General features: G+C 69.8%; 23 protein-coding genes and 9 pseudogenes. 15 read left to right on the forward strand and 17 right to left on the reverse strand.

Annotation, left to right across the window (positions count from 1 at the left end; genetic code table 11):
• Positions 1-113: 113 nt before the first annotated feature.
• Together ACFYQA_RS25795 and ACFYQA_RS25800 are read right to left on the reverse strand one after the other, a co-directional pair.
• The gene (locus ACFYQA_RS25795; protein WP_388922275.1) at positions 114-521 is read right to left on the reverse strand and encodes a hypothetical protein; all 408 of its coding nucleotides are present in this window, start codon (positions 519-521) and stop codon (positions 114-116) included.
• Positions 522-757: 236 nt separating this feature from the next.
• Positions 758-1,153: an ArsR/SmtB family transcription factor gene (locus ACFYQA_RS25800; RefSeq protein WP_388922282.1), complete on the reverse strand. Its 396-nt coding sequence runs from the start codon at positions 1,151-1,153 to the stop codon at positions 758-760.
• A 95-nt stretch (positions 1,154-1,248) separates the two neighbouring features.
• On the opposite strand from ACFYQA_RS25800, the gene ACFYQA_RS25805 reads away from it, so the two are divergent.
• Positions 1,249-3,234: a heavy metal translocating P-type ATPase gene (locus tag ACFYQA_RS25805; RefSeq protein ID WP_388922285.1), complete on the forward strand. Its 1,986-nt coding sequence runs from the start codon at positions 1,249-1,251 to the stop codon at positions 3,232-3,234.
• On the forward strand, positions 3,231-3,635 hold the full coding sequence (locus tag ACFYQA_RS25810) for a (2Fe-2S) ferredoxin domain-containing protein (protein ID WP_388922287.1): 405 nt from the start codon (positions 3,231-3,233) through the stop codon (positions 3,633-3,635). The genes ACFYQA_RS25805 and ACFYQA_RS25810 overlap by 4 nt, the downstream gene beginning before the upstream one ends.
• Before the next feature lie 317 nt (positions 3,636-3,952).
• Here ACFYQA_RS25810 and ACFYQA_RS25815 read toward each other — a convergent pair.
• Together ACFYQA_RS25815 and ACFYQA_RS25820 are read right to left on the reverse strand one after the other, a co-directional pair.
• Positions 3,953-4,163: pseudogene (locus ACFYQA_RS25815) on the reverse strand (Fe-Mn family superoxide dismutase); the annotation flags it as partial.
• A 174-nt stretch (positions 4,164-4,337) separates the two neighbouring features.
• Positions 4,338-4,673, reverse strand: coding sequence for a hypothetical protein (locus ACFYQA_RS25820; RefSeq protein WP_388922290.1), 336 nt, complete (start codon positions 4,671-4,673; stop codon positions 4,338-4,340).
• Positions 4,674-4,767: 94 nt separating this feature from the next.
• Here ACFYQA_RS25820 and ACFYQA_RS25825 point away from each other — a divergent pair.
• Positions 4,768-4,932 (forward strand): annotated as a pseudogene (locus tag ACFYQA_RS25825) (pirin family protein); the annotation flags it as partial.
• 364 nt (positions 4,933-5,296) lie between these two features.
• Here ACFYQA_RS25825 and ACFYQA_RS25830 read toward each other — a convergent pair.
• Complete coding sequence (locus ACFYQA_RS25830) at positions 5,297-5,695, reverse strand: hypothetical protein (RefSeq protein ID WP_388922292.1); 399 nt, start codon at positions 5,693-5,695, stop codon at positions 5,297-5,299.
• Positions 5,696-5,772: 77 nt separating this feature from the next.
• Positions 5,773-6,075 (reverse strand): annotated as a pseudogene (locus tag ACFYQA_RS25835) (transposase); the annotation flags it as partial.
• A gap of 310 nt (positions 6,076-6,385) precedes the next feature.
• On the opposite strand from ACFYQA_RS25835, the gene ACFYQA_RS25840 reads away from it, so the two are divergent.
• Together ACFYQA_RS25840 and ACFYQA_RS25845 are read left to right on the forward strand one after the other, a co-directional pair.
• A complete protein-coding gene (locus ACFYQA_RS25840) occupies positions 6,386-7,267 on the forward strand; it encodes a response regulator transcription factor (RefSeq protein WP_388922353.1) in 882 nt (293 codons plus the stop codon).
• Entirely contained in the window at positions 7,264-8,751 is a 1,488-nt protein-coding gene (locus tag ACFYQA_RS25845; RefSeq protein ID WP_388922295.1) for a sensor histidine kinase, read from the forward strand. Before ACFYQA_RS25840 ends, ACFYQA_RS25845 begins: the two co-directional genes overlap by 4 nt.
• Before the next feature lie 240 nt (positions 8,752-8,991).
• Here the strand turns inward: ACFYQA_RS25845 and ACFYQA_RS25850 are convergent, their stop codons facing one another.
• The 3 genes and pseudogenes from ACFYQA_RS25850 to ACFYQA_RS25860 all read right to left on the reverse strand — a co-directional run.
• On the reverse strand, positions 8,992-9,405 hold the full coding sequence (locus tag ACFYQA_RS25850; RefSeq protein ID WP_388922298.1) for a PepSY domain-containing protein: 414 nt from the start codon (positions 9,403-9,405) through the stop codon (positions 8,992-8,994).
• A gap of 356 nt (positions 9,406-9,761) precedes the next feature.
• Positions 9,762-10,057: pseudogene (locus ACFYQA_RS25855) on the reverse strand (RNA ligase family protein); the annotation flags it as partial.
• Between the two features lie 133 nt (positions 10,058-10,190).
• Positions 10,191-11,142: pseudogene (locus ACFYQA_RS25860) on the reverse strand (IS3 family transposase); the annotation flags it as partial.
• Between the two features lie 209 nt (positions 11,143-11,351).
• Between ACFYQA_RS25860 and ACFYQA_RS25865 the strand changes: the two are divergent.
• Positions 11,352-11,609 (forward strand): hypothetical protein, encoded by a 258-nt coding sequence (locus ACFYQA_RS25865; RefSeq protein ID WP_388922301.1) that lies wholly within the window; start codon positions 11,352-11,354, stop codon positions 11,607-11,609.
• 53 nt (positions 11,610-11,662) lie between these two features.
• Here the strand turns inward: ACFYQA_RS25865 and ACFYQA_RS25870 are convergent, their stop codons facing one another.
• The 3 genes from ACFYQA_RS25870 to ACFYQA_RS25880 are packed head-to-tail and all read right to left on the reverse strand — an operon-like array spanning position 11,663 to position 15,200.
• A complete protein-coding gene (locus ACFYQA_RS25870; RefSeq protein ID WP_388922304.1) occupies positions 11,663-12,013 on the reverse strand; it encodes a UBP-type zinc finger domain-containing protein in 351 nt (116 codons plus the stop codon).
• Positions 12,010-13,527 (reverse strand): ATP-binding protein, encoded by a 1,518-nt coding sequence (locus ACFYQA_RS25875; RefSeq protein WP_388922307.1) that lies wholly within the window; start codon positions 13,525-13,527, stop codon positions 12,010-12,012. Before ACFYQA_RS25875 ends, ACFYQA_RS25870 begins: the two co-directional genes overlap by 4 nt.
• The gene (locus tag ACFYQA_RS25880) at positions 13,524-15,200 is read right to left on the reverse strand and encodes an FAD-dependent oxidoreductase (protein ID WP_388922310.1); all 1,677 of its coding nucleotides are present in this window, start codon (positions 15,198-15,200) and stop codon (positions 13,524-13,526) included. The genes ACFYQA_RS25875 and ACFYQA_RS25880 overlap by 4 nt, the downstream gene beginning before the upstream one ends.
• Before the next feature lie 198 nt (positions 15,201-15,398).
• Between ACFYQA_RS25880 and ACFYQA_RS25885 the strand changes: the two are divergent.
• Positions 15,399-15,695, forward strand: a pseudogene (locus ACFYQA_RS25885) (universal stress protein); the annotation flags it as partial.
• Positions 15,696-16,358: 663 nt separating this feature from the next.
• Here ACFYQA_RS25885 and ACFYQA_RS25890 read toward each other — a convergent pair.
• The gene (locus tag ACFYQA_RS25890) at positions 16,359-16,568 is read right to left on the reverse strand and encodes a hypothetical protein (protein ID WP_388922313.1); all 210 of its coding nucleotides are present in this window, start codon (positions 16,566-16,568) and stop codon (positions 16,359-16,361) included.
• 101 nt (positions 16,569-16,669) lie between these two features.
• The gene (locus ACFYQA_RS25895) at positions 16,670-16,816 is read right to left on the reverse strand and encodes a hypothetical protein (RefSeq protein WP_388922316.1); all 147 of its coding nucleotides are present in this window, start codon (positions 16,814-16,816) and stop codon (positions 16,670-16,672) included.
• 149 nt (positions 16,817-16,965) lie between these two features.
• Here ACFYQA_RS25895 and ACFYQA_RS25900 point away from each other — a divergent pair, with 149 nt between their 5' ends.
• Entirely contained in the window at positions 16,966-17,697 is a 732-nt protein-coding gene (locus ACFYQA_RS25900) for an SDR family oxidoreductase (protein WP_388922318.1), read from the forward strand.
• Positions 17,698-17,878: 181 nt separating this feature from the next.
• On the opposite strand, the pseudogene ACFYQA_RS25905 reads toward ACFYQA_RS25900, so the two are convergent.
• A pseudogene (locus tag ACFYQA_RS25905) lies at positions 17,879-18,659 on the reverse strand (transposase family protein).
• A 264-nt stretch (positions 18,660-18,923) separates the two neighbouring features.
• Complete coding sequence (locus ACFYQA_RS25910) at positions 18,924-19,949, reverse strand: glutathione S-transferase family protein (RefSeq protein WP_388922321.1); 1,026 nt, start codon at positions 19,947-19,949, stop codon at positions 18,924-18,926.
• Between the two features lie 153 nt (positions 19,950-20,102).
• Between ACFYQA_RS25910 and ACFYQA_RS25915 the strand changes: the two are divergent.
• The 6 genes and pseudogenes from ACFYQA_RS25915 to ACFYQA_RS25940 all read left to right on the forward strand — a co-directional run.
• Positions 20,103-20,228: pseudogene (locus ACFYQA_RS25915) on the forward strand (IS3 family transposase); the annotation flags it as partial.
• Positions 20,229-20,268: 40 nt separating this feature from the next.
• Positions 20,269-20,367, forward strand: a pseudogene (locus tag ACFYQA_RS25920) (integrase core domain-containing protein); the annotation flags it as partial.
• A gap of 144 nt (positions 20,368-20,511) precedes the next feature.
• A complete protein-coding gene (locus tag ACFYQA_RS25925) occupies positions 20,512-20,811 on the forward strand; it encodes a hypothetical protein (protein ID WP_388922324.1) in 300 nt (99 codons plus the stop codon).
• Positions 20,812-20,853: 42 nt separating this feature from the next.
• Entirely contained in the window at positions 20,854-21,330 is a 477-nt protein-coding gene (locus ACFYQA_RS25930) for a hypothetical protein (RefSeq protein ID WP_388922327.1), read from the forward strand.
• Positions 21,331-21,351: 21 nt separating this feature from the next.
• Positions 21,352-21,810, forward strand: a complete 459-nt coding sequence (locus ACFYQA_RS25935; protein ID WP_388922329.1) for a hypothetical protein — start codon at positions 21,352-21,354, stop codon at positions 21,808-21,810.
• 111 nt (positions 21,811-21,921) lie between these two features.
• A complete protein-coding gene (locus ACFYQA_RS25940) occupies positions 21,922-22,530 on the forward strand; it encodes a TMEM175 family protein (RefSeq protein ID WP_388922332.1) in 609 nt (202 codons plus the stop codon).
• 1,265 nt (positions 22,531-23,795) lie between these two features.
• Here ACFYQA_RS25940 and ACFYQA_RS25945 read toward each other — a convergent pair.
• Complete coding sequence (locus ACFYQA_RS25945) at positions 23,796-24,716, reverse strand: hypothetical protein (protein WP_388922335.1); 921 nt, start codon at positions 24,714-24,716, stop codon at positions 23,796-23,798.
• Between the two features lie 449 nt (positions 24,717-25,165).
• Between ACFYQA_RS25945 and ACFYQA_RS25950 the strand changes: the two genes are divergently transcribed.
• Complete coding sequence (locus ACFYQA_RS25950; RefSeq protein WP_388922338.1) at positions 25,166-25,450, forward strand: hypothetical protein; 285 nt, start codon at positions 25,166-25,168, stop codon at positions 25,448-25,450.
• Positions 25,451-25,628 lie beyond the last annotated feature (178 nt).

Below are 25,628 nucleotides of genomic sequence, written 5' to 3' on the forward strand. Positions count from 1 at the left end.
TCGCCTGTGACAGCGCCGCGTCCCGCTCGTGATCACCGTTCACGGCGCCTCACGCTGACACAACACGACTCGGACAGCAATGGCCACCCAGTGTAGTTGCCCAGTGCATCGAGTCAGCGATTCATCGCCTGCCGGCAACGACTCAATCTGCGCGGCCTCTTGGTGGCGCGGGTGGAGATCTTCTCCGAGAAGGTGCGGGTGACCCCGGCCTCGGCGAGGGAGTCCAGCTGCGCGTCCAGGTACTGCCGCGCGGTCGAGGCGCGGGCGTACCCGAGGCGGGCGTGCCCGACCGGCTCGGCGCCTGCGGTTCGGGGCAGCTCGGTCCACACCGACCCCGGCTTGCGCACGGTCGGGGTCGGCACGCTGAGCGCCTTGGCGAGTTGGGGCCCGGGGCGGAAGCGGGCGGTGTGGTACTGAACGGCCACCTTGCCCTTGCCGGTGCGGCACGGGGAGCCCGCCGGGGCGGCGCAGGTGGACATCGGGCAGGTGTGCGCTTCCATGCGCCGGAAGTCGTCGCTCACGATCCCGGACTGTTCCATGAGGGTGTTTCAGGAGTCCGGCCACTTGCAACAACCCATGAAACATGATCACCGCAGGTGGGCCGCCGGGCGGCCGTCTGTTGCACAGGCGACCACCCATGAAACGGGTCGAGTCGCTCGATTCACCGTTCGGGCATGTTCCTGCTGATGGTCTCTCTGTACTTCACGGAGGAGATCACGCTGCCGGTCCGCGATGGCCGTCCGGTCGACACGGCTGCTTACCGCCGGTTCGAGACTGGTGCTGCCTCGGAGGCGGGGGCGGGGGCGTCGCGCAGGCCGAGTCGCAGGTGCTCCACGTGGAAGAGGGCTTGCTCCAGGAGTTCGGCGACGTGGTTGTCGTACAGCGAGTAGACGATGGAGCGACCGTGGCGCTCGCCGGAGACCAGTCCCAGGTTGCGCAGCAGGCGCAGCTGGTGGGAGCAGGCGGAGGCTTCCATGCCGACGGAGTCGGCGAGGTCGCCGACCGAGCAGGGGCCTTCCTGGAGTCGGGCCAGGATGTACAGGCGTGAGGGGGTGGCCAGGGCCTGGAGGGTCGCGGCGACGTCGGTTGCCCCCGCCGCGTCCAGTCGCTCGCGCGGGGTGGCGTCGTTCCTGTCGTCGGCTCCGTGACCCATGGCGTCCATCCTAACGACGACACATGAAAACCTGTTCAGATATTCCTGTACGGTGAAGGTCGTTTCCCCGCCCGCCCGTGAAGGGTTGTTTTGTCATGCCCTCTGCCCTGGACCAGCGACCCGCGCCGGCCGCCACCGGGCCGCGTCCCGCCCTGCCGCGGCGCCGCACGCGCGTCCTGGCGCTGCCGGAGGCCCGGTGGGCGCTGGCTGCGCTGGTGCTGTTCCTGCTCGCCCTGCCCGTCTACCTGCTCGACGGGCCGGCCTGGCTGTGGGGGGCACTGTTCGCCGCGACCTACGTCGCCGGCGGCTGGGAGCCGGGCTGGGAGGGCCTGAAGGCCCTGAAGGACAAGACGCTGGACGTGGACCTGCTGATGGTCGTCGCGGCGCTCGGCGCCGCCGCGATCGGCCAGGTCCTCGACGGTGCGCTGCTGATCGTCATCTTCGCCACCTCCGGCGCTCTGGAGGCGGTCGCGACCGCCCGCACCGCGGACTCCGTGCGCGGCCTGCTCGACCTCGCCCCCTCCACCGCGACGAGGCTCCTGCCCGACGGCACCGAGGAGAGCGTCGACGCCGCACAGTTGAAGGTCGGGGACACGATCCTGGTCCGGCCCGGCGAGCGGGTCGGCGCCGACGGCCAGGTCCTCGACGGGGCGAGCGACGTCGACCAGGCCACCATCACCGGGGAGCCGCTACCGGTGGCGAAGCGGGCCGGGGACGAGGTGTTCGCCGGCACGGTCAACGGCACCGGCGCCCTGCGCGTGCGTGTCGAGCGTGACCCGGCGGACTCGGTGATCGCCCGGATCGTGAAGATGGTCGAGGAGGCCTCCGGGACCAAGGCCCCCACGCAGTTGTTCATCGAGAAGATCGAGCAGCGTTATTCGATCGGCATGGTCATCGCGACCCTGGCCGTCTTCGCCGTCCCGCTCGCCTTCGGCGACGCGTTGCAGTCGGCTCTGCTGCGGGCGATGACGTTCATGATCGTCGCCTCGCCTTGTGCGGTGGTGCTCTCCACGATGCCGCCGCTGCTGTCCGCGATCGCCAACGCCGGACGTCACGGTGTGCTCGTCAAGTCCGCCGTCGTGATGGAACGCCTCGGGCAGATCGACGCCGTCGCGCTCGACAAGACCGGCACCCTGACCGAGGGCACCCCACGCGTCACCGACATCCGCCCGCTGCCCGGCAGCGCACTGACCGAGGACGAGTTGCTCGCCCTCGCCGCCTCGGCCGAGCACCCCAGTGAGCACCCGCTGGCACGTGCCGTCGTGGACGCCGCCTGCGAAGGCGGTCTGGTTCTTGCCGACGCGGGCGGCTTCACCTCCGTTCCCGGTCAGGGCGTCACCGCCGTCATCGCCGGCCACACCGTCCGGGTCGGCTCCCCCGCCTGGCTGCTGGACGATGCCGCCGACCCGGCCCATCAGGAGGTGGTGCGGGAGCTGGAGGACGCCGGGCGTACCGCGGTGGTGGTGCTGCGCGACGGGACACCGGTGGGGGTGCTGGGGATCGCCGACCGGCTGCGGCCGGACGCCGCCGCCACCGTCGCCGCCCTCACCCGGCTGACCGGCCGCACCCCGGTGCTGCTGACCGGCGACAACGAGCGCGCCGCCCGGCACCTGGCCGCCGAAGTCGGCATCACCGACGTCCGCTCCGGGCTGCTGCCGCAGGACAAGGTGGCCGCGGTGAATGAGTGGGAGGCCCAGGGGCGGCGGGTGCTGGTCGTCGGTGACGGCGTCAACGACGCACCCGCGCTGGCCGCCGCCCATTGCGGGATCGCCATGGGCAAGGCCGGCTCCGACCTCGCCCTGGAGACCGCCGACGCCGTCGTGGTCCGCGACGAGCTGGCCACCGTCCCTGCCGTCGTACAGCTCTCGCGCACCGCCCGTCGCCTGGTCATCCAGAACCTGGCCATCGCCGGGGTGTTCATCACCGTCCTGGTCGCCTGGGACCTGATCGGCACCCTCCCGCTGCCCCTCGGCGTCGCCGGACACGAGGGCTCCACCGTCATCGTCGGCCTCAACGGCCTGCGTCTGTTGCGCGAAGCCGCATGGACCGACCCTGCCAAGGACACCAAGGACACCGCGTGAGTAAACGCACCCGCCGTGCCGCCCCCGCCGCGGGGGCGGCACGGCCCACCATCACCGTCTGCCGCGGCTGCTGCTGCGGCACCCCCAAGATCCCCGGCCTCGACCACGCAGCCCAACTGCGCGACCTGCGCCAGGCCGTGGACGGCGCCGCGACCGTACGGGTCACCGACTGCCTCGGCGCGTGCGAACGCGCCAACGTCATCGTCGTCCAGCCCTCCGCCGACGGCCGCAGGAACGGCGGCGCCCCCGTCTGGCTCGGCCTGGTCAACGACCCCGACGCCACCACCGACATCACCACCTGGGTCACCGACGGCGGCCCCGGCCTCACCGACCCGCCCGGCATCCTCGACCTCTACACCTTCCAGCCCTCACGCCGCCTCCGCGCCGAACTCCACGACTGACCGACCTCCCGGGCCCTGATCGAGCGGCGTTCGCCGCGGCGATCGTGCCCGCCCGGAGGCGATCGCCGAGCTCACCGGCCTGCTCGCCCCCGGGCGACAGCAGACGCTGACGGCCTGGTGGGCGGGTTCCCCACCAGGTGCGGCGCATCGGGACGCGCGCCTGCCCGCCGAGGGAAGACAGCCCGACGGCCTGCCGGCCGCGGGTCCGGTACTGGTCGAGGGCCGGTGCGACGTGGGGGGCGGGTGGTCAGCCGGCGGGGCCGGGCCGGGGCGCGCCGCCGCGTCCCGACCCGCCGGTGGCCGTGCGGGCGCGGTGGTCAGGTGCCGGTCGCCGCGGTGTAGCGGGCAGCGACGTCTGCCCAGTCGACCAGGTCCCACAGCTTGGTGACGTAGTCGGGGCGGACGTTCCCGTACTGCATAGTAGGCGTGCTCCCAGGCGTCGAAGACGAGCAGCGGGACGCTGCCCTGGCCGACGTTGCCGTGGTGGTCGTAGACCTGTTCCACGATCAGGCGGCGGCCGAGCGGCTGAACGGGGTGCGCCCGTGACCGCCGTCCGCACGCTGCATGAGTGCGACGCCCTGTGCCGCTGCCCGGTCCACGGGACCGCCCTGCACTACGCGACGGCCGGCAACCCGCACACCGGCCACTGGAAGGCCGAAACAGTCGAGTCATGCCGGGACCACACAGGACGGACACAGCCTGTCAACTGTCAGCCAACGTGACAGTGACCGGGCGACGCGTACGCCAACGGACCAGGCTGCAGTACTGGCGGAGATCGTCGAACCGCATCGCCCCGTACGTCGCGATGCGCTCCGCCTTCGCCTGACCCCGTGGCGCCGCCTTCTTCGCGTTGTAGACCTCGGTCAAACGCGCGATCGCCTTGTCCTGGGTCGCGAACCCGGACTCCTTCACCTGTTTCCCGGCCGCAGACCGATACCGGATCTTGTACGGGTGAGGGCACTTCGACCGCCGAGACCGCGGATGCTCACACTCCTTGAAGAGCGACTCCACCCCACGAACCAGGGCAGTGGCACTCACGGTTGCTGACTCCTCCGGGACCGATGCTGACAGTTTGCCGACCGTCGGCGGTCCGGAACGCCGCTGACCTGCACTGACGCGCGCAGGGTTCGCTATGTTCCGGAACTGGATCGGCCGGACCCAGGAGGAGATCGAACAGGCCCGCCGGGACTGGATGGAGGGCACGCGGTTCGGCGAGGTGAAGGGGTACGACGGCGCTCCGCTGCCGGCTCCCGAGCTGCCGCCGATGGCGCTGAAACCACGAGGACGAATGCGGTGACCTGCAGGAATGCATGAGAGTCAGTGGCTGGCGGGTGGGAGGCTGCCGGTCACCGACTCTCGCTTTCCGGTCGCTCGCGAGACGGCGGCCGAGCGGATTGCACGCTTGAGTCGGAGTGGCGGACGATTCCACGGTGTGGCTACCTGCGGGCAGCTGTGGCAGGACTCTTGCCGACCTAATGCTGACACTGTGTCAGGAGTGGTCGAGATGCTCTTCTCGCAGCTCCGTCACCTGCGGCGGGCTTTGCAGCTTCGGTGCCGGCTGGAGGAGTGCCGACCCGGCGGGCGGTTGAGTCGTCCGCCGACGTACGAACGCAGCGCTCGTCATGTCTCGTTGTGGGAAGTCAACAAGTACCGAGAGGGCGTTAAGTCCGTTTTTGGTAGAGGTCTCGTCCGGGTGGGGTGAGGAAGCCTTGGCGGGTGAGGCGCCCGAGGCGGCTGCGGGAGACATTCATGGCCGGGTCGTCGGTGGGCATACCGAGGAATTCGTGCAGGTCCCGGACCCGGAATTCCTGGACGGGGTGCCGGTTGAAGACGTTCGGGATGGCCTGGTAGGCGCTGGCCGACTCGGGCGGTTCGGATTCGGCCCCGGTCGGTACGAGTTCCGCGATGACCTTCCGGGTCGTGGCGAGGTCCGTCAGACGGGCCTCGGTCTCGGCCAGGGCGGCCATCAGGTGTTCGATCTGGTCGCGCAGTTCGCCGGCCCGAGTGGTGGCCTCGTCGTGGCGGGCCTGGAGGTCCGCCGGCAGTTCGACGACGTTCACGCTGCCACCTGAAGGTCATCGCGCCAGGGGGTGCGGGTGTGGTGAGGCGGCGGGTCATGTTCGTGGTGGAGACCCAGTGGACACGCGAGGCGACGTTGTCGGGCCGGGGATCGTATTCGCTGGTCAAGGCCGTCCTGGCGCCACAGCGTGAAGTAGTGGAACACCGCCGACCAGGCGGGCAGGTCATGCGGGAGGCAGCGTCACTGACAACCCGTCCGGCTCTGGTAGAAGATCGCGTTCACGACCTCCCGCAGGTCGCAGGAGCCCGGATCCCCCGTCGCCGACCGTGCCACCCGCCCCTGCTTCCAGGCCATGATCATCGGCTCGATCAACAACCACTGTTCATCCGATAAGTCGCTCGGATACGGCTCGTGTCCCATACGGACCATGACAACAACCGACTCCCAGCCCTCCCGGCCACATCACGAGCACTCCCCCGAAAGGGTGAGTGCGAATCAGGGGAAGGAGGACTTGACACCCTCTCACCGCACGTCCTTCGGGCGGACGGCTCCCGCAGCAACGGCCGTATCTGAACGCGGAGCCCCCGCGGTGCGTACGTGACGATGGAAACGTCGCCCGAGGCCCAGGCCCGCCGCGCGAGGGGCCGACGAAACCGGTTACCCGGACGAAGGGGCGTGGTGCTGGGCAACTCTGCAAGGTTGTGTGGGGATGCACAGAGAGACAAGACGCATGGGGATGCAGGCGCTGCTCATCGAGGACGACGAGACGATCGCCGAGCCATTGATCGAGGGGCTGCGGAACTACGGACTGTCGGTCACCTGGGTCGCCACGGGTGCGGAGGGGCTCTCGGGGCCGTTCGGGGATGTCGTCCTGCTCGACCTGGGGCTGCCGGACATGGACGGCATCGACGTCTGTCGTGGGATCCGGCAGGTCTCGGACGTTCCCGTCATCATTCTCACCGCACGCGGCGCGGAGAGCGACAAGGTGCTCGGTCTGGAGCTGGGCGCGGACGACTATCTGGCGAAACCGTTCAGCCTTCGGGAGCTCGTCGCCCGCATCCGCGCCGTCTCTCGCCGCACCCGGCGCACCGGAACCACGCCGGGAACCATGACCGGAGGGAATGTCCAGGGGGCGTACGGACAGCGGGAAATGGTGTACGGGCAGCGGGAAATGGAGCCGCCGGCCGTCCCCGCCCACGGGTCCCCCGTCTCCGGATCCCCGGGCCCGGCAGCGGCGGCCGAAGTCTTTCCCACAGCCGGTGACGTGCCCGGCACGCTGGTGGTCGACCGCCGTACGCGGCAGGTGTGGGTGGGCCAGTCGCAGGTCGCGCTGACCCCGAAGGAGTTCGAGCTGCTGGCGCTGCTGTGTGAGGACCCCGGGGCGGTTTGCTCGCGCCGGCGGATCCTTGAACACGTCTGGGACCCCTACTACGAGGGCGCCACCAAGACACTTGATGTCCATGTGGCCACGCTGCGCCGGAAACTGGGCCACCCGGGCTGGATCCAGACGTTGCGCGGTGTGGGGTTCCGGCTCGCGGTGCAGGCACCTCCTCCCGAGCCGGCCGGTCGCTCGCGGGGTTACGCGGGTGCCTTTGAGGGCGCCTTCCCGTGACCCGCCGTCTGCTGCTCACCTATCTGAGCATCGCCGCCCTGGTGCTGCTCTGCCTGGAAATACCTCTGGGCTTCGTGTACTCCCGCGCCGAGCGGGACCGCATGGTCAACGCTGCCCGCGAGGAAGCGGCTTCGGTGTCGGCCTTCGCCGAACTGTCCCTGGCCGCCGGCCGGGAGAAGCAGGACCTGCCCCGACGCGTCACGGAATGCGCCGAGCGCATCGGTGGCCAGATTGCCGTGATCAGCCGCTCCGGCAGCCTCGTCGCCACCTCCCACCCCCTGTCCGAGCAGGAGGCACGTGAGCTGATGGGGCGGCCGGACGTCGCCGCGGCCCTGAACGGCACCGGTTCCGCCGACGTGCGCACCTCCAGGATCGGCGGGGTGCAGTACCTGTCCGTCGCCGCGCCCGTGGGGCATGCGACCCCGCCCGACGCCGCCGTCCGCATCTCCGTGCCCACCGACACCGTGCACAGCCGCGTCCACCAGGTGTGGCTGCTGCTCGCCCTGGCCGGGCTCGCCGTGCTGGCCGTCGTCGCCGGGTTCGCGTTCGCCGTCGCCCGGTGGGCCGCACGCCCCATCCGCGAACTGCAAAGGGCCACCGTCCATCTCGCCGACGGCAGCCTGCCCGGGCCGGTCACCGTGACCGACGGGCCACCGGAGATACGCAGTCTGGCCGCCACCTTCAACCAGACCGCCGCCCGTCTGGAACACCTCCTGGCCTCCCAACGTGCGTTCGCCGGGGACGCCTCCCACCAGCTCAAGACCCCGCTCGCCGCCCTCCGGCTGCGCCTGGACAACCTCGAGCCGGCCGTCGCGCCCTTCGGCCAGGCGTCCCTGACCGCGGCGCTCACCGAGACCGACCGGCTGGCGCGTCTGGTGGAGGGCTTGCTCGCGATGGCCGGCCTGGAGCAGATGGCCGCCACCCGGGACGTGGTCGATCCGCAACGCGTCTGCGCTGAACGGCACCAGACATGGGCCCCGGTCTTCGAGCAGCGGCATGTGCTGCTGACCCTCACCGGGGAGCGCACCGTGCCCGCCCTCGTCCTGCCCGGCGCCCTCGAGCAGATTCTCGACAACCTGCTCTCCAACGCGCTGCGTCACTCCCCGCCCGGCAGCACCGTGACCATCCACCTGGGCGGCCGCCGCGGGTCCGAGCGGCGTCGTGCCGCTGCCGACGGCCGTACGTCGTTCGTGAACCTGCACGTCATCGACCAGGGACCCGGCTTGATGGAGGAGCAACGCCTCCGTGCCTTCGACCGTTTCTGGCGTGCCCCCGACGCACCCAAGGGCGGCACGGGTCTCGGCCTGGCACTGGTCCAGCGCCTCGCGCACGCCGGCGGCGGCAACGTCGCCCTGCGTGCCGCACCCCAGGGAGGACTGGACGCCGTGGTCAACCTGCCCTGCGCCGACCCCGGCCGCCCTGACCCCGGCAACTTCCCTTCCCCACCAGGAGCCTCCCGTCAGCAGGTCACCGCCCGCAGGTGACACGGAACGGCGTTCGCTGTGCGGCGGCACAGCACCGGCACCGCCGGCCCGGGGCCGCCGCGCCGCCCAGGAGAAAGCGACCGCCGTGCAGGCGGTCGCAAGGTCTCTCGTCCTGCTGTCCCCGCCACGGACGACGAGTCCGCCACGGCCTGAACGCGCTGCGCCGCATTCCTGCCGGGCGGGTGTTCGCCGCTGGTGGGACAGCGGCGAACACCCGCCCACGTGCGGCCGGCGGCCGAGTCAGTCGTCCTCGTCCTCATCCTCCGCATCTGACCGCTCAGAGTCCTGGCCGACGATCCGGCCGGTGAAGGCGTCGACGAGGGCCTCGAGGTCACCGCCACCGTCCCGGGCCTCCACCTCCCACACGGCCCTGCCCCCCTCCTCGTCCAGCTCCACCTTGACCACACGGGCACCGGGACGGCTGTCGGTGACGATCCCGGCGGCCTGGACCGCGTTGACCGGCCGCGGTCCGAACCGGGCGTCCAGCTCCGGGTCGATCTCGATCTCGAAGCCGGCGGCGGACGCGGCACGGACGGTCACCTGCTCGCCGCTCGACGCCTGCTCGGACTGCCCCGCCGAAGCAAAGGCGGCCCCTACGGTCACGGACAGCAGCACCCCGCCACCGGCCAGGGCGATCAGCTTGGCCTTACGCATCGGTTCCTCCCTTGGAATGCGAACCGGGCGACCCGAACCGCCACAAGAACAGCAACACTGTGCTGCTGTTCCCGGCGGCGCCGGTCTCCCCTGTATGCACCAGAACGCTAGCGAGCCGTGTCCCAGGGAAAGGTTTGAGAACAAGCCAGGTCAGGCCAGGGAAACCCTAAATTTCTGGGCACTGCCACGGACAACCACCGTTCCGTTTCCGATGTCCTGGCGGGGCGTGCCTCCGGGCCGGGGTGTGCGAGACCGTCCCGCGGCGTATTGAGGCTGTGGCCGGAGGCACACTCCACGACCGCTTCGACGGCAGTGCGGTCCTCGTAGTCCCTCGGAGCCTGCGGCGTGTCCCCGCCGTAGGCGATCGAGTGCCGCGCGAAGAGGTTCTCGCCGCACACCCGCCAGCCGTGCGGGATCTCCGCGCCGATCCGTTCCCGCAGGCTCTTCACCCACGCCCGCGAGGGATGGTGCGCGGAATCCAGCGACCGGGCATGCAGCCCGTCGGCATAGAGGGTGGTGTTCTCCCCGTCGAGTTTCTCGGTGACCACGACCTCGCGGCCGCGCAGCCCGGACAGATCACCGGCTCGTATGTCGTCCGACGCCGCCCCGGCGACCACGGGAGATGAGGCGTACGGGGGTAGTGCACACGCATGATCCGCTTTTCGTGACGATGTCGGGTCCGGTCACTGTAGGAGCTCGAGGAGAACAGATCCACCGAATAACCGCCGACCGTTAGGTGAACCGTTCCGGGTTCGATCGAGACTCCAGGTGGTGACTGTGACCTGGGGTTTCGTGGTTTCGCGGTAGTAGTTGGTTTCGTATTCGGCGGGCGGGATGTGCCCGATCTCACCGTGCGGTCGGCGGTGGCAGTACCAGTTGCCCCATTCGGCGGTGGCCGGCTCGACCTCGGAGAGTTTCTTCCAGGGCCGACGGGGTTTGATCAACTCGGTTTCGGACAGGCCGATCGTGGACTCCATCAGGTTCGAAGTGGCCGCGGACCAGCCGGCGATGCGGCGGGAGAAGGTGTCCACGACGAAGGTGAGGTGGACGACGCCGGGGAACGTGGTGACGTGGGTGAAGTCGGCGACCCAGCAGCGGTTCGGGGCCGGGGCGACGAAGTCGCGGCCACGAGGTCCGGAGCCCGTTGTGCGCTCGCGTCGGGGATCGTGGTGATCACCCGCTTGCCGCGGACCGCGCCGGTGCTGCCGAGTTCACGCATGAGGCGCTTGACGGTGCAGCGGGCCACCGCGACATCCTGACGGTTCAGGTGCCGCCAGATCTTCCGGGCGCCGTAGACACGATGGTCGGCCTCGTACACCTCTGTGATGAGGGTCTTCAGCCCGGCATCACGGGCGGTGCGGGCCGCGGGGGTGGCCTGGTGTTTGTGGTGGGCGTAGTAGGTGGACGGAGCGACCTTGCAGTCGTGGTCGGTCAGGACCCGGCGGATCGGCCCGACGCCGCCGAAGCGGCCCCTGCGCTCGTCGATGAACGCTACGAGCGTGTGTGTGGCCGGCCGAGCTCGGCCGCGAAGAAAGACGCCGCGGCTTTGAGGATCTCGTTCGCCCGCTTCAGCTCGGCGGACTCCTCGCTCGTGGTGCCCGGCCGGGTGCCGGCGTCGGTCTGGTCCTGCCGTACCCACGTGCGCAGGGTCCCGGTCGTGCCGATGCCCAGCTTCGCGGCGACCGCTTTCATCGCGGCCCACTCGGTGTCGTACTCCGGCCGCACCTCGGTGACCATCCGCACCGCACGATGACGCAGCTCAAGAGGGTAGGGGAAGGACGTGTCATGACTCGATCTCCTCAAACGATCGAGTCATGACCGAACCCGGAACGGTTCACCGGCCGACGCCCCGGCACCTTTGCGCACCCCGCCGAGCTTCCAAGACGTGCTGCGCCACCGATACTGCAGCCGCCAGCTCCCACATCGGCGCATACGGGCCGCCCGGCATGACGGTGTACGGCAACCACGAGACCTTCTGCGCCGATCCCGAGCGCAAGGGTCCCGACGTGGCGGGCGGCTATACCGGCTCGACCACCGTCGAGCACTGGACCTCCTCGGTCACCGGCCACCCCGTCCCCGACGCCCATCTCGCCTACGCCTCCTACGTCGTGGGTAAGGGAAAGCATCTCCCCTGGCGTCAGATCTCCGCGGGTGAGAAGCAGTTGGTCACTCACCGATCACTGAGTGGGGTGGATGCTTCATAGCATGCACATGGCGATATACCGCGCACGCGCGACAGTGGGCAGCCCGGGACGGCTCAGCGCAGCACGTTCGCCCAGTTCGCGGGGACGCGGCCCGCCGGGCCGGGCGTCGGCTGGTTCGCCGGGTGGCTCACCGGCGGCGCGAGTTCGGGGCCGGTCTCGTACAGCTCGTTCGTGTCGTAGTTCCAGAACCAGCCCTCGCCCGGCTCGTAGCTGCGGATCACCGGGTGCCCGGTGGCCCGGTGGTGGGCGGTGGCGTGCTTGCCGGGGGAGTCGTCGCAGCAGCCGATGTGGCCGCACTGCGCGCAGCGCCGCAGATGGAACCACCAGCCGCCTGCGGCGTCGCACTCGACGCAGCCGGTGCCGCTGGGCGGGACGCGGGGGTCGATTCCGGTGTCGTTGGTCATGCCGGCTCCTGGGATGTCGTACGGTCCTCGGACGTGAGCGGCGGCCCGTCGGACGAGGCGGAGGAGAGTGCCGTTCCGTCGGGTTCGACGGCGGCCAGGGGCAGCAGCACCCGGAAACGGGTGTCGCCAGGCACCGACTCCACGCCGATGCTGCCGTCGTGCTTGTTGACGACGATCCGCCGGGAGATGTCCAGCCCCAGACCGGTGCCCCGGCCGACCGGCTTGGTGGTGAAGAACGGGTCGAAGATGCGGTCGCGGATCTCCGGCGGCACGCCGGGCCCGGTGTCCCGGAACTCGACGAGAAGCTGGTCGTCGTGGAGCGCGGTGCGCACGGTCAGCGTGCCGTCGCCGCCCGCGCCGTCCATCGCGCAGACCGCGTTGTCGATCAAGTTGGTCCACACCTGGTTCAGTTCCGCCGGGTAGGCGGGGATCCGCGGCAGCGTACGGTCGTACTCCTTGACGATCCTGATCCGCGGCCCGATCTTGCCGGACAGCATCAGCAGCGTGCTGTCGAGGAGTTCGTGCACGTCGGCGACCTGGTAGGGGGCGCGGTCCAGCTGGGAGTACTGCTTGGCGGCGTCCACCAGACGGGAGACTCGGGTGGTGGAGTCCGCGATCTCGTCCATGAGCAGCTCGGTCTCCACCGTGTAGTTGAGCCAGCCCACGGCGCCCGGCAGGATCTCCTGCCCGACGGCCGCCGCGACCTGCTCCAGCCAGTCCACGTCGAGCCCGGCCTGTACGAAGGTCGGCGCGATCTGCCAGCCCTGCTCGATGCCGTGCTCCTCCAGCCAGTCGGTGAGGGCGTCCTCGCGGTCGGCCACCTCCAGCGGGGTGAGCACGGGTGCCTTGGCGACCCGCTCGGCGGTACGTTGCTGAATGTCGATGAGATTGGCCAACTGGTCCCTGGAGAAAGAGCTTTCGGCGATGAGGGCGAGCTTGTGCCGCATCCTGGCCACCCGCTCCCGCAGCGTCGCGGTGGCCCGGACGGCCGCCGCCGCCGGGTTGTTGAGTTCATGGGTGAGCCCGGCGGACAACGACCCGAGCGCCAGCAGCCGCTCCCGCTGCCCTACGGCCGCCTGGGTGCTCTTCGATCCGAAGAACAGCCCCTCCAGCAGATGCACCGCCATCGGGAACCACTCGCGCATGATGTCCGCGAACGTCTCGGCGGGCAGCACGAAGAACCGCGTCGGCTCCGTGACGCGCATCGAGTTGTTGTAGACCTGCCGCAGCCGGTCCCCGAGGTACGCCTGCATGGCGCCCGAATAAACCCCGCGCTGCGAGGACCGGATGACCTCCACGTCGTCGCCACCGACCCGGCGGGAGAGCACCACCGTGCCCTCCAGCATCACGTAGAAGCAGGCGGCCGGCTCGCCCTCGGTGTAGACCGGGCCGGGGTCGAACCGCTCCATCCGCCCCTCGCGGCACAGCCGGCCCAGCTGTTCGCCCGACAGCTTCTCGAACAGGAACAGCGAGCCGATCTCCTTCGGGCTGCACGGCATCGGCCGGCCGCTCATGACTGCTCCAGATACCGGTGGACGAGCATCACGGCCATGGCTCCCTCTCCTACGGCGGACGCGACCCGCTTGGCGGACTCCGCGCGCGCGTCACCCGCGACGAACACGCCGGGCACATTGGTCTCCAGGTGGTACGGCGGCCGGTCCAGCTCCCAGCCGGGGGGCGGACGTCCGTCGGGCGTGAGGTCGGGCCCGGCCTGGATGAACCCGCGCCCGTCCCTCAGCACCGTGCCGTCCAGCCAGTCGGTGAGCGGGGCCGCGCCGATGAACACGAACATCCACTGGGTGTCGACCAGCTCGCTCCGCCCGCTCGCCGTGTCGCGCAGGGTCAGCTTCTCCAGGTGGCCGGAGCCGTGCGCGGCCTCCACCACGGTGCCCGTGCGCACCGAGATGTTGGGGGCCTCCTCGATCTGCTGGGCCAGGTAGTACGACATCGACGCCGCCAGGGAGGAGCCCCGCACCAGCAGGGTCACCGACTTGGAGTCCCGTGCCAGGTACATCGCCGCCTGCCCCGCCGAGTTGGCGCCGCCCACGATGTAGACGTCCTGGCCCTGGCAGGACGGCGCCTCGGTCAGAGCCGAACCGTAGAACACCCCGCAGCCGGTCAGGTCCCGCGCGCCGGCCGCGGGCAGCTGCTGGTAGGACACCCCTGTCGCCAGGATCACGCTGTGTGCGGCGACCGCCGAGCCGTCCGAGAACCGTACGGTCCGGGCCGCGCCGCCCACCTCCAGGCCCGTCACCTCGCGCGCGGTGAGGATCTCGGCGCCGAACCTCGCCGCCTGCCGGCGGGCCCGGTCGGTCAGCTGGGCGCCGGAGACGCCGTCCGGGAAACCCAGGTAGTTCTCGATCCGGGAGCTCTGCCCGGCCTGCCCGCCGGTCGCCGAGCGCTCCACGAGCACCGTCCGCAGCCCCTCCGAGGCCCCGTACACGGCGGCGCCGAGCCCGGCCGGGCCGCCGCCCACCACGACGAGGTCGTAGAAGTCGGCCGCCGGTGTCGTCGCCAGCCCCACGTGGGCCGCGAGCTCCGGTGCCTCCGGCTCCAGCAGGGGCGTGCCGTCCGGGGCGACCACCAGCGGCAGCCGCTGCCCGTCCTGCCCGGCGGCGGCCAGCAGCCGCCTGCCCTCGGGCTCGTCGGAGGAGTACCAGCGGTAGGGCACCTGGTTGCGGGCCAGGAACTCCCGCACCTGGGACGACCGCGCCGACCAGCGGTGCCCGACCACCTTGGTGCTGGGCACCGGCCGGTAGTCACTGCGTCGCCAGGCCTGCAGCAGGTCGTCCAGGACCGGATAGAGCTTCTCCTCGGGCGGGTCCCAGGGCTTGAGGAGGTAGTGGTCCAGGTCGACGACGTTGATCGCGTCGATCGCCGCGTCGGTGTCCGCGTACGCGGTCAGCAGGACCCGTCGCGCGCCCGGGTACACGTCCAGGGCCTGTTCGAGGAACTCGATGCCGTTCATCCGCGGCATGCGGTAGTCGGCCAGGATGACGGCGACGAGGTCGCCGCGCAGTTTCAGCTCGCGCAGCGCGTCCAGCGCGGACTCGCCGGACTCCGCGCGCACGATCCGGTACGAGGCGCCGTAGCGCCGCCGAAGGTCCCGGGCGACGGCGCGGGAGACCCCCGGGTCGTCGTCCACGGTCATGATGACGGTCCGCGTCGGCTCCACGGCCTGTGCCATGTGTCTGTCACCCCGCGTGGTCGGACAGGCGGCCCGGTGCGCCCTTGCGGCACCGCGCCGGCTCCCGCCCATCGTATGTTCGATCGTACCGATTTGTCGGAGTGTGCGGAGGGTCGTCGTCCCGGCCGTCCGCTTCCGTGATCAACCGGTGGGGGAGGCTGGACCGAGGACGGCTCACCACACAGGGAGGCGGACGGCATGACGCGGCCGATCACGGCAGGGGCGGACGGATCGGAGGAGAGCCTCGCCGCGCCGGCGTGGGCAGGACGGGAGGCCGAGCGCCGCGGGCTGCCGCTGCGCCTGATGCACGCCTGGCGCTTCGAGGTGCACGACGCCTTCGACGCGGGCGACCGGCGCACCCAGCGGCAGTGGGTGCGCGACGGCCTCACGGAGGCCGCCCGGACCGTCACCGAACGCCGCCCCAACCTGACGGTGACCACCGACATGGTGGAGGACGGCGCCGTGCCGGCGCTGCTCGCCGCCGCGGCGGTTGCGCCGCACCCGCCGTCCGCGCAGCAGGTCCCACTGGTCCGGGTCGTCGGGGTAGAAGCGGACGGAATCCCCGTCGGGACTGGCTCCGGTGATCTGGTAGGTGCCCTTGATCAGCAGCATCGGCATGGCGGCTCTCCTGGTGAACGCGTGGTGCCTTCGCCGTGACCCGCCTCGGAGCTGCCTGTACTTGCCATGGACCCGGGTGCGTATGAAATTCATGCAACTGGTGGACGCGAGATCCGCAGAGCAGCAAGTGTCCGGGACGGCAGCACGCTTAAGACGTGCGTACTCGTCGAGGGCGGCTCACCTCCGCTCGCTCGGCGGCGTCGGCCGGCCACTCGGCCGGCAGCCGGCACTCGGGCAGCGAGCCGTCCGCGGCCCGGCGGATCGTACGGTTGGCCGGTCGCACCCGGCCTCGCCCTGGTGCAGGCGGCGGACCTGGCAGGCGAGAACCGGCCCGGCGCGGCGGCCGCTCTCGCTTTCGCCACGGCCGTGGCGCTCGCCAAGGCCTGCGTCCACCGGATCCGGTGACGGCACCCGTGGGGCGCCCTGTTCGAGTGCCGTCACCGGATCCGGTGACGGCACCCGTGGGGCGCCCTGTTCGAGTGCCCCACGGGCTCGGCTACAGGTAGGTGATCTGCAGCTCGGTGGCGAGGAGACCGCCGTTCAGCGGGGTGTCGGTGAGCAGCACGCGGATGAGTCCGCGACCTGCAAGTCCGCGTCCGCGTCGAGCAGCAGACGCCTGACTGGACGGCCGCCGACGTCGACGCGGACGAGGGAGCCGGCGGGGGCGGAGCTGGGGAAGGTGAGGCGGCGGGCGCCGAACAGCGGGCCCGGGTTGATCACCAGGTAGACGCGGACGGGGCGGTCAGCCATGACGTGGCCTCTCGACGGGGGCAGTCCCGTGTGGGCCGCCCTGTACCCCATCGCGGGCTGGGGTGGGGCCCGGTCGGACAGGACCGGGGCACCAGACGGGTTCAGGCGGTCTGCCGGACGTCACGCTGCTCGCGGGCCGCGGCGGGGGCGTCCTCCAGCGGGTGCCGCTGATACACGCCGCTGATACACAGAGATTTGCCGACGGTGACGGTGTGGCGTGTGAACACGGCGCGCAGCAGATCGGCCAAGGCAGCAGATCGGCCAAGGGGGCGAGGCGGGCAGCGACGGTGTGGCCGTGCTCGCCGGGGTGAGAGTGTCCTAGTTTGGGTGTACATAGAGTGAGGTTAAAGTCACATAAGTCGTATGTCAGGCAATGTCGTCGAAGGAAGGTTGGATCATGAAGTTCGCAGTCATCGGCGGAACCGGGCTGATCGGGTCACGGGTCGTGGAGAACCTGAACGCGGCCGGGCACCAAGCCGTACCGCACTCCCTGTCCACCGGCGTGGACATCATCACTGGCCAAGGGCTGGAGGCGGCCGTGGCGGGCGCCGACGTCGTCATCAACCTGACGAATTCCCCGACCTTCGACGACGCCTCGCTCGCTTTCTTCCAGACTTCAATGGACAACCTTCTCGACGCGAGCGAGAAGGGCGGGGTCGGGCACTTCGTCATCCTCTCGATCGTCGGCGCGGACCAAGTGCCCGATCTGGACTACTACCGGGCGAAGGTGCTTCAGGAAAACATCCTCAAGGCCGGGCCGATCCCGTATTCCATCGTCCGCGCCACGCAGTTCATGGAGTTCATGGACGCGACCCTGGCCATGACCGCCGACGGCGACACCGTTCGCCTGCCACGCACGCCAATCCAGCCGATCGCCGCTGCGGACGTCTCCGGCATTGTCGTCGAAGTCGCCGCAGGCAGCCCTCTGAACGGCGTCCTCAACATCGCAGGTCCCGACGTCTACCCCCTCGACGAACTCGGCCGACTCACCCTGACCGCCAAGAGCGACGGGCGCTCTGTCGTCACCGACGACAGCGCCGGCATGTTCGCCGCCGCCCACGGCGACGTCCTCACCGCCCCGAACGACGCCCGCATCGCCCCCACCCACTACACCGACTGGCTCTCCTGAACGGTCCCCCTCCAGCACTCGACCTGCTGCGCCAGTCCAGGGCGATGCGCGCGTCGCTCCTGCTCTGATCGCCTCAAAGAAGAGCAAACGCCATGTCGCACAACGAGTGGTCCGGCGGCGCCGGACAGCAGCCGCGCTCCTATGCATGGAAAACGGCCGTCACAGTGAGCCTTTTCCGACCTCAGGTTGAGGCGTGGTGAAGGACGACGACGGCCTTCACGATGCCGGTGATCCGGTTGGTGCTGCAGCGGAGCTTCCGCAGAAGGCGCCAGCCCTTCAGGGTGGCCATGGCCTGTTCGCCGAGACAGCGGATCTTGGCGTGGGTGCTGTTGTGGGGGCGCTTCCAGCGTTTGAGCCGACGGCCTCTGAACGGCACCCGGACTGGGTGGCCAGCGCCCTGGTAAGCCTTGTCCGCCCAGCACTTCACGTCGGCCTCGGCGAGCGCGTCGATGACGCCGTGGCGCCGGGCGGCGGTCAGGTCATGGGGCGAGCCGGGCAATGCCGGCGAGGCCCACAGCAGCCGGCCGAACGGGTCGGTGAGGGCCTGGATGTTCATGCCGCGGCGCTTGTGTTTCCCGGAGTAGTACGGGGTGTCGGCGGCGATCCGGTCGATCGGCAGCAGGGTGCCGTCCAGGATCACGAAGGCTTTTGCCCGTACGGTCTTCATCGCCTCGGTCAGGGTCGGCGCGGCGGCCAGGACGTCGATCACCTCGCGTATGTACCGGTACACGGTCGTGACGCCGATGCCGAACCCGGCGGCGAGCCGCGCGTTGGGGGGTGCCCCCGGCCGGAGGCTGGGGGAGTGTCCCCGGCCGGAGGTGGGCGAGGGCGAGCAGGGCCTGACGGCCGACAGGCAGCCGTCGCCACCGGGTCCCGATCTCTCGCCGCCGGGCACGGAGCCGCGAGGTCAGGTAGCGCAGGGTGCCGCTGGACAGATCGATCGACGAGGGGTAGACAAGCACACGAAGCTCCTGGCGGACACGGGTGATCTTGGTCGAGAACCCGTCTACCAGGAGCTTCGTCGTTCCGTACAGCTGGCAACCTCCAACACATCACCGCCGCAACCAGGTTGGAAAAGGCTCAGTGCCTGATGGACTTGTACGCCAGGGGCAGCTTCTTCTTGGTCTTCTTCTTCGCCACGTGGATCTCCCGGATCGATCGCGTCGGTTCCGTATGGATCAGCCGAATCGCTTCGCACCGGTTCGGTGCATGGGTGGGTCCGAGCGTCAGGGGCGGCCCCGCTCGGCTGTCTCCTCGTCCGCGCGGACCGGCCCAGGCGGCGTCCCGTCGCCGAACGGCCGGCCGCCCAGGTCCTCGCGGTGATGAGGGGCCGACCAGCCGGACAGATCGGGGCCGAGGGGCACGATGCCGGTCGGGTTGATGCCGGTGTGAACCTGGTAGTAGTGCCGTTTGATGTGGTCGAAGTCGACGGTGTCGCCGAAGCCGGGCGTCTGGTAGAGATCGCGGACGTACGCCCACAGCACCCGGTTCTCCGTCAGTTTCCAGCGGTTGCACTTGAAGTGGCCGTGATAGACGGCATCGAACCGCACCAGCGTGGTGAACAGCCGGATGTCCGCCTCCGTGATCGTGTCGCCGACGAGGTACCGCTGCCCCGCCAGCCGCCGCGCCAGGAGTTCGAGCCGCCGGAACACGCCCGCGCACGCCACCTCGTACTCCTGCTGACCGGTGGCGAAGCCCGCCCGGTACACCCCGTTGTTCACATCGTCGAACACCTCCGCCATCACCGCGTCGATCTTGTCGCGCCGCTTCTCGGGATACAGGTCGGGCGCGCCTGCGCGGTGCAGTGCCGTCCACTCGGTGGCGAAGTCGAGAGTGATCTGCTGGTAGTCGTTGGTGACCAGCTGCCCGCCGGCCACCTCCACGATCGCGGGGACACTCACCCCGCCCGGGTAGTCCGTCTCCCGCCGGTCGTACGCCTCGCTCAGATACCGGATGCCGAGAACTGGATCACGGCCGCCCGGGTCCAGGGTGAAGCGCCAGCTGCGGTCGTCCTGGACCGGGTCGGCGACGGCCAGGGACAGCGCGTCCTCCAGGCCGAGCAGCCGCCGGGACACCAGTGCCCGGCTCGCCCACGGGCAGGCACGGCTGACGACGAGCCGGTAACGCCCGGCCTCCACCGGCCACCCGTCCCTGCCGTCCGTGGTGATCCGATCCGCGAAGTGGGCCCTCGACCGCTTGAACGCCTTCCGGCCGTAGGCGCTGTTGCCGCCGTCCCCCTCGTCGTGGCTCATGACGTCCTCCTCCTCGTCGCTTCGAACCCCTTTGACCGCGTTCCCCGTTTTCGGCGGTCGGCACGGTGTGACCGGGCCGACCGGGGCAACCGGCCGAGGTGGGCACACGATCGGATCGCAAGACCAGGGTCGCCGTCCTGGTCGCGCTCGCAGACCTGGTCGGGCCGGGTCTACGTCGCCTTCGCCCTGGATGCGTAATCGCGTCGGATCGTGGGCCGGCAGGCCGCCATCCGCCTGCGCACCGACCTGCCGCTGGACGCGTTGGAGATGGCCCTGTGGCGGCAGAAGATCAAGAAGGACGCCGGCCTCATTCATCCAGGTCGAGCGGGCCGTTTTCCAGTGGGTCGCGTGGTACAACGGTGAACGACTCCACTCCGCCATGGGCTACGTCCCACCCGACGAGTACGAGCAGGCGTAGTGGGCGAGCCTGGAGGAAGCCCCGCAGACCGCTTGATCACACGATCGCGGACTTTACGAAACTCGGGACAGCTCACTCTTCCGCCGCTCGGCGTGGGTGGATCCGATGCGGCGCATGGGACTCCTCGGTGACAGGATCGGTGTTATGAACACCGAGACGGACTGGGTGTATCGGGTGTTCGAGCCGCACGGCTCCGAGGGCTGGCGCCCCTACGGCAGCGACCCCGAACGGTGGCAGGGCGTGATCACCGCCCCCGACTCGACCGAGGGCGCCAAGTACGCCATCGGCTGCATCCTCGGCGATCTGATGACCGAGTGGGAGAGGATCGGCCTCCATCACGCGATGCACGTGCGGGTCTTCCTCTGGCACGACGAGGCAGGCGACATGGAGGAGGCGGACTTCATCGTGGAGGTCCGGCCCCGGTCGGACATCGACGCAGCGTGATCTCCGGCGCATGATGCTCCTCGTGATGACAGGCTCGGTGTGATGGCCACCGAGAGGTCGTGGGCGTACCGAGTGGCGGAGCCGCACGGCTCCGCCAACTGGCGCCCCCTCGGCGACCACTCCCATCGCCGGCGGGAAAGAGCACCACCGACACCCCTGGGCAGGGCGCCGAGTACGCTGCGCCTGGCCGCCCACTTTGCCGGTGAGGGCCTGCCGGAGTCCTGGATGGAGCAGATCACCGCCCCGGGCGAGGACGAGGAGGACGAACAGCACGCCTACCTCAAGCTGCTCACCGCGATCAGCGACTACCGGCGCCGCCACCACCGCGTCGGCCCCGACCTCCTCGGCTCGCGCCCCCACGGCCCGGGCGGCGAGGAGTGGGATCACCTCACCGACGCCCTCGACCTCTACACCCACGCCCGCGTCCAACGCCGCCTGGAACAGATGGGCCCCTGCACCGCCGCCGAACGCTGTGCGTGCCGATTATCTCGTCCGCCCTGGTCAGGATGGACTGCGTGAGCTAGGGCATGATGACCGATCGTGCTGCTTCGCCTCGCCTGTCTGACCGTGACCCGCGCCTTCGCCGCGCTGCGTCTGCTGCCGCTGAGCGACCGTCAGAAAGACGCCGAGATCCTGGCGCTGCGGCACCAGCTCACGGTCCTGGAACGACAACTCGGTCCGACAAGGGTCGCGTTCGCCCCGGAAGACCGGGCCTTCCTCGCGGTCCTGCTCGCCCCACCAACCAAGCCGGTGCTGCGCCAGCTGCGGCTGCTCGTGCGGCCCGACACGGTGCTGCGCCGGCACCGCGATCTGATACGCCCTGACCACGCCCGGCGGTCGCGAACGAAACGCCCCGGCCGCCCGCGCACCCACACCTCGATCCGCGCCCTCCTCCGGAACGAGCGGCACCTGCGCCGAGCCCTACAGATCACCCGCCTCGGCATCCGCCGCCACGACCGCCTCGGCGGAGTCACCCACGAGTACCGACACACAGTCTGACCAGCGAGGACAGGATATTCGGCACCTATACACGTACGCGGTCCGGATGATGACGCTCCGAGGGCCGACCGCTGTGACCGGCCTGGAGCCGTGCGCCATTAGCATCGGCTCGTGCCGACCGAGCGGATGGAAGCGTTCAGCGATGGGGTCATCGCCATCCTGATCACGGTCATGGTGCTCGAGTTGCCCACCCCGCACGGCACCACTTGGGCGGCCCTGCACGACGCGCTCCCAGTGCTGCTGACCTACGTGCTCAGCTTCGTCTACCTCGGCATCTACTGGAACAACCACCACCACATGCTGCAGGCGACCGATCGGGTGAACGGGCTGATCCTGTGGGCGAACCTGCACCTGTTGTTCTGGCTCTCCCTGATCCCCTTCACCACGGCCTGGATGGGCCAGAACCACTTCGCCGCCGTCCCCACGGCCGCGTACGGCATCGACCTGCTCGCCGCTGCCCTGGCCTACTACACACTGCAGAAGACGATCACCCGGGACCAGGGTGCAGAGTCCCTGCTCGCCACCGCCGTGGGTAGGGACCTGAAGGGCAAGGTCTCGCCGCTGCTGTATGCGAGTGGCATCGGCCTGTCCTTCCTGAGCGACTGGCTCGCGGTGGCAATCTATGCCGGCGTCGCGCTGATGTGGCTGATCCCCGACCGGAGGCTCGAGCGGACCATTGCCCACAGACCGACCCCGGGCCCGGGCGAGTCCGCCCCCTGACCCCGTCGCTCTGCGAAGGGGCCTGCTGACCGGGTGGATCCAAGGCATGAGCCCGGCGCCCACGACACCGCCACCACCACAAGCACCGCGCTCGTTGAAGGCGGTGTGTTCGGCCGGCCACTGCGTGCTGCACCGGGCGCACGAGACCTCACCGAGGACGGCACGGTGCCGCGCCCGGTGCGCGGCGTGGTCGCCGACTCGTGGCGGCGCTCGGCACGCGCCGGGGTCCACCCGGACGGTACCGCCGACATCGACGACGGTGTCGCGGTCTTGAGTGGCATCGCCCACCCCTTTCCGTCTTCAGGGGGAGCGGCGCGACGACACACAGTCGTCACACTGCGTAGATGCTTAGCTGGCTTCTGGTCGCGGTGAGTGAGTGGACGGGAGGGCGTGTGAGGCTCGCCGGATTGTCCGAATGTCCCTTCACGCCCCCACCCCGGAAGAACCGGCTGCTCAGAGGTGATGCAGGTCAGGACGACGATGACGTCGAAGAGTCAACACGGCGCGCACCGCACTTCTCCGCCCACGCTCGTGAGGCACCCAAGTGGTCGACACGCCGCAGTGAGGCCCCCGTCGGCAAGTGGGACGACTGAGGCATGCACCAGCCCGCAGCACCCAGAGAGCCAGAGCGGCTGAACTTTACGGAACAGACCGACACCCCAGCCAAATGCATGGGGCGGGGCGGGCGCGGCGCCGTCCCGCGCGTTCCGCATGGCGCTCGGCCACCTCTTGGCTCTTGGTGGAGGTGGGCGGTCTGTTCCGTAAAGTTCACAGTCGGGCATCGAACTGGGTGCTCTCTCCCATCAGGCTGTTACGCGTTCACGTCGGATGGCCGTGGACGATGATGTCGCGCATGAACACGGGGATAACGGTCGCGCTGATCGGGGCCGCCGGCGTGTGCGGCACGATCGTGGGCACTGTCGTGGGAGCGCGAATCCAGGCGCACGGCGGGCACGTCCAAGCGCAGGCCGCGCGGGATGCGGCCGTCACGGCGGCATATGCGACATCCCGCGGGTTCGTCCTGGCTTTATCTCCCGTTGCCGCAGGTCGGCCCGGCGGACGGGAGCGATGGATCCGCATAGATCATGATGGACCCTCGGAATTCCTGAAGAACCATCATGATTCCTGCACGGACGCACAGGCCGAGGGCGGCGAGGCGCCTGGTCAGGCCCCATGCCGAGGAACCGAGGGGCACGGCGAACTCGCGGAATGGTGCACAAACGCCCCGTCTGCCGGCCCGCGCAGAACCGGTTTCGCCAGGCGGTCTACGCCGGGAAAAGGACGGTAAGCCATTCCGCTTCGCGTGGCCGGTACCCGTAACGATCCCACAGTCCCGACACGATCGCCGGGACGTGGCCGGCCCCGTAGACGATGGCCACCCGGATCGGCTCGTCGCCGCGCTCCGCGTGGATCTCGCCGAGCGCGTCGAGCAACCGCTGGTCGCGCCGACCGGTCATCGCGTGCTTCACGGGATCGTCGGCCATCGTCTCCGCCCGCAGCGTCGACGGCAGATCCTCGAGCACCAGGTCCTCATCGAGGAAGGCGCGCGGACCGCGCAGCGCGAACACCAGGCCCATCACGGGAGCCGCGACCATGAGCGACAGGTACGTCCACCGCGGCAGCGTCTTCAGGTCCGCGATCGCCTCCGCCGCGGTCACATCCGGGTGGACAACCGGCACACCCTCGGGAAGCAGCAACTCCTCGCGCTGCTCCTGCAGGCCGTTGCGCCGTAGGCGTGGGGTGAACCGGTACGCGAGCGTGAGGGCACTCACTCCGACCGACTTCCCTCGGATTCCCTCGATGACTATGAGGTCGCATTCCCTGAGCCTGACGCGGACCTGGGAGTAGAACGTCGGCGAAGCCACATGCAGCATCGGGAAGATCACGAACTCAAGTGGCGTTCCTGTCCGCCTCATGGTGATCACAGCAGATCGGACGGCATAACCGGTCACCTCGATAATCTGCATGATTCCCCCCGCGAGCCTCGCCCGGTTTCTCTTCCACCCGTACCAGGACACGAGTCCGCCCAGGGCCGCGGTTCCCCCGGCGCAAGCCGTGCCACCGGGCAGTGGGGTATCGAGCAGGCACTCCCGCGACACCAGCCGGCCGCTGACCACCCTCGGCATCACGTGGTCAAACCGGCCACAATGCGAAAACGACGCAGCTCTGGTCCAGTTGTGCACCATTCCGCGAGTTCGCCGTGCCCCTCGGTCCCTCGGCATGGAGCCTGAAGCCGGCTGGTCGGCCCGATCCGTCGTTCACAGCTGACCCGTCGTACGACTGCTGCGAAGCACCGGGCAGCCGGAGCGGCCCCGGGCGCGCGGGGTTTCTCCCTACGTGTCCAGAAGATGAGCCTGCGCGACGTCACCGCCCGACTCGTCGTCACCACGGGCAAGAAGAAGGGACAGCGCCCGCTTCCCGTCACCGTCATGCGGATGCTGCGCGAACACGACGAGCACACAACTGCGATGGAACCCGTGTGCAGGGCCGTGGGTCCGGGCCGGAAGCCGCCGTTCGGATCGTTTAGAGCGGCCCTTCAGGTGATTGCCGGACGCCTCATGAGCCAGGCGACTGTCGCAGGGGTACAACGTCTCAGCAAGAGGACGAACCCAGAACCCCCGTGAGGAGCTCGGCGATGTACGCAGCAGTCCGGCGGTACGAAGGGGTGACCGATCCGGCAGAGGCGGGACGCCTCGTGAACGAGGGCTTCGTGCCGCTCATGCGCCAGGTCTCCGGCTTCGTGGCCTACTACTGGGTCGATGCCGGGGACGGAGTGATGGTCTCGACCGGTGTCTTCCAGGACCAGGCCGGTGCCGAGGAATCGATCTCGAAGGCGGCCGACTTCGTGAGGGACAACCTTGCGTCACTGCTCCCCAATCCTCCCCAGGTCACGGCCGGGGAGGTTCTGGCTTCCGCGTAGCAGCGTTCGGACCGGCCTCCTGGGTTCCCCGTGACGATGAGTGAGTAGCTGACGTGGCTGGGAGGGCGGGGCCCGTCCCGGCGTTTGGTTTTGAAGGTGTTCATCCGCCGGCTGCCCAGCAGCGGCAGCAGAGGGATTGGCGGCAGGAGGTCCAGAAGCGCCGCCGACATCGGCCCGG

This window comes from Streptomyces sp. NPDC005774, assembly GCF_042871645.1.
Classification (GTDB): domain Bacteria; phylum Actinomycetota; class Actinomycetes; order Streptomycetales; family Streptomycetaceae; genus Streptomyces; species Streptomyces pratens.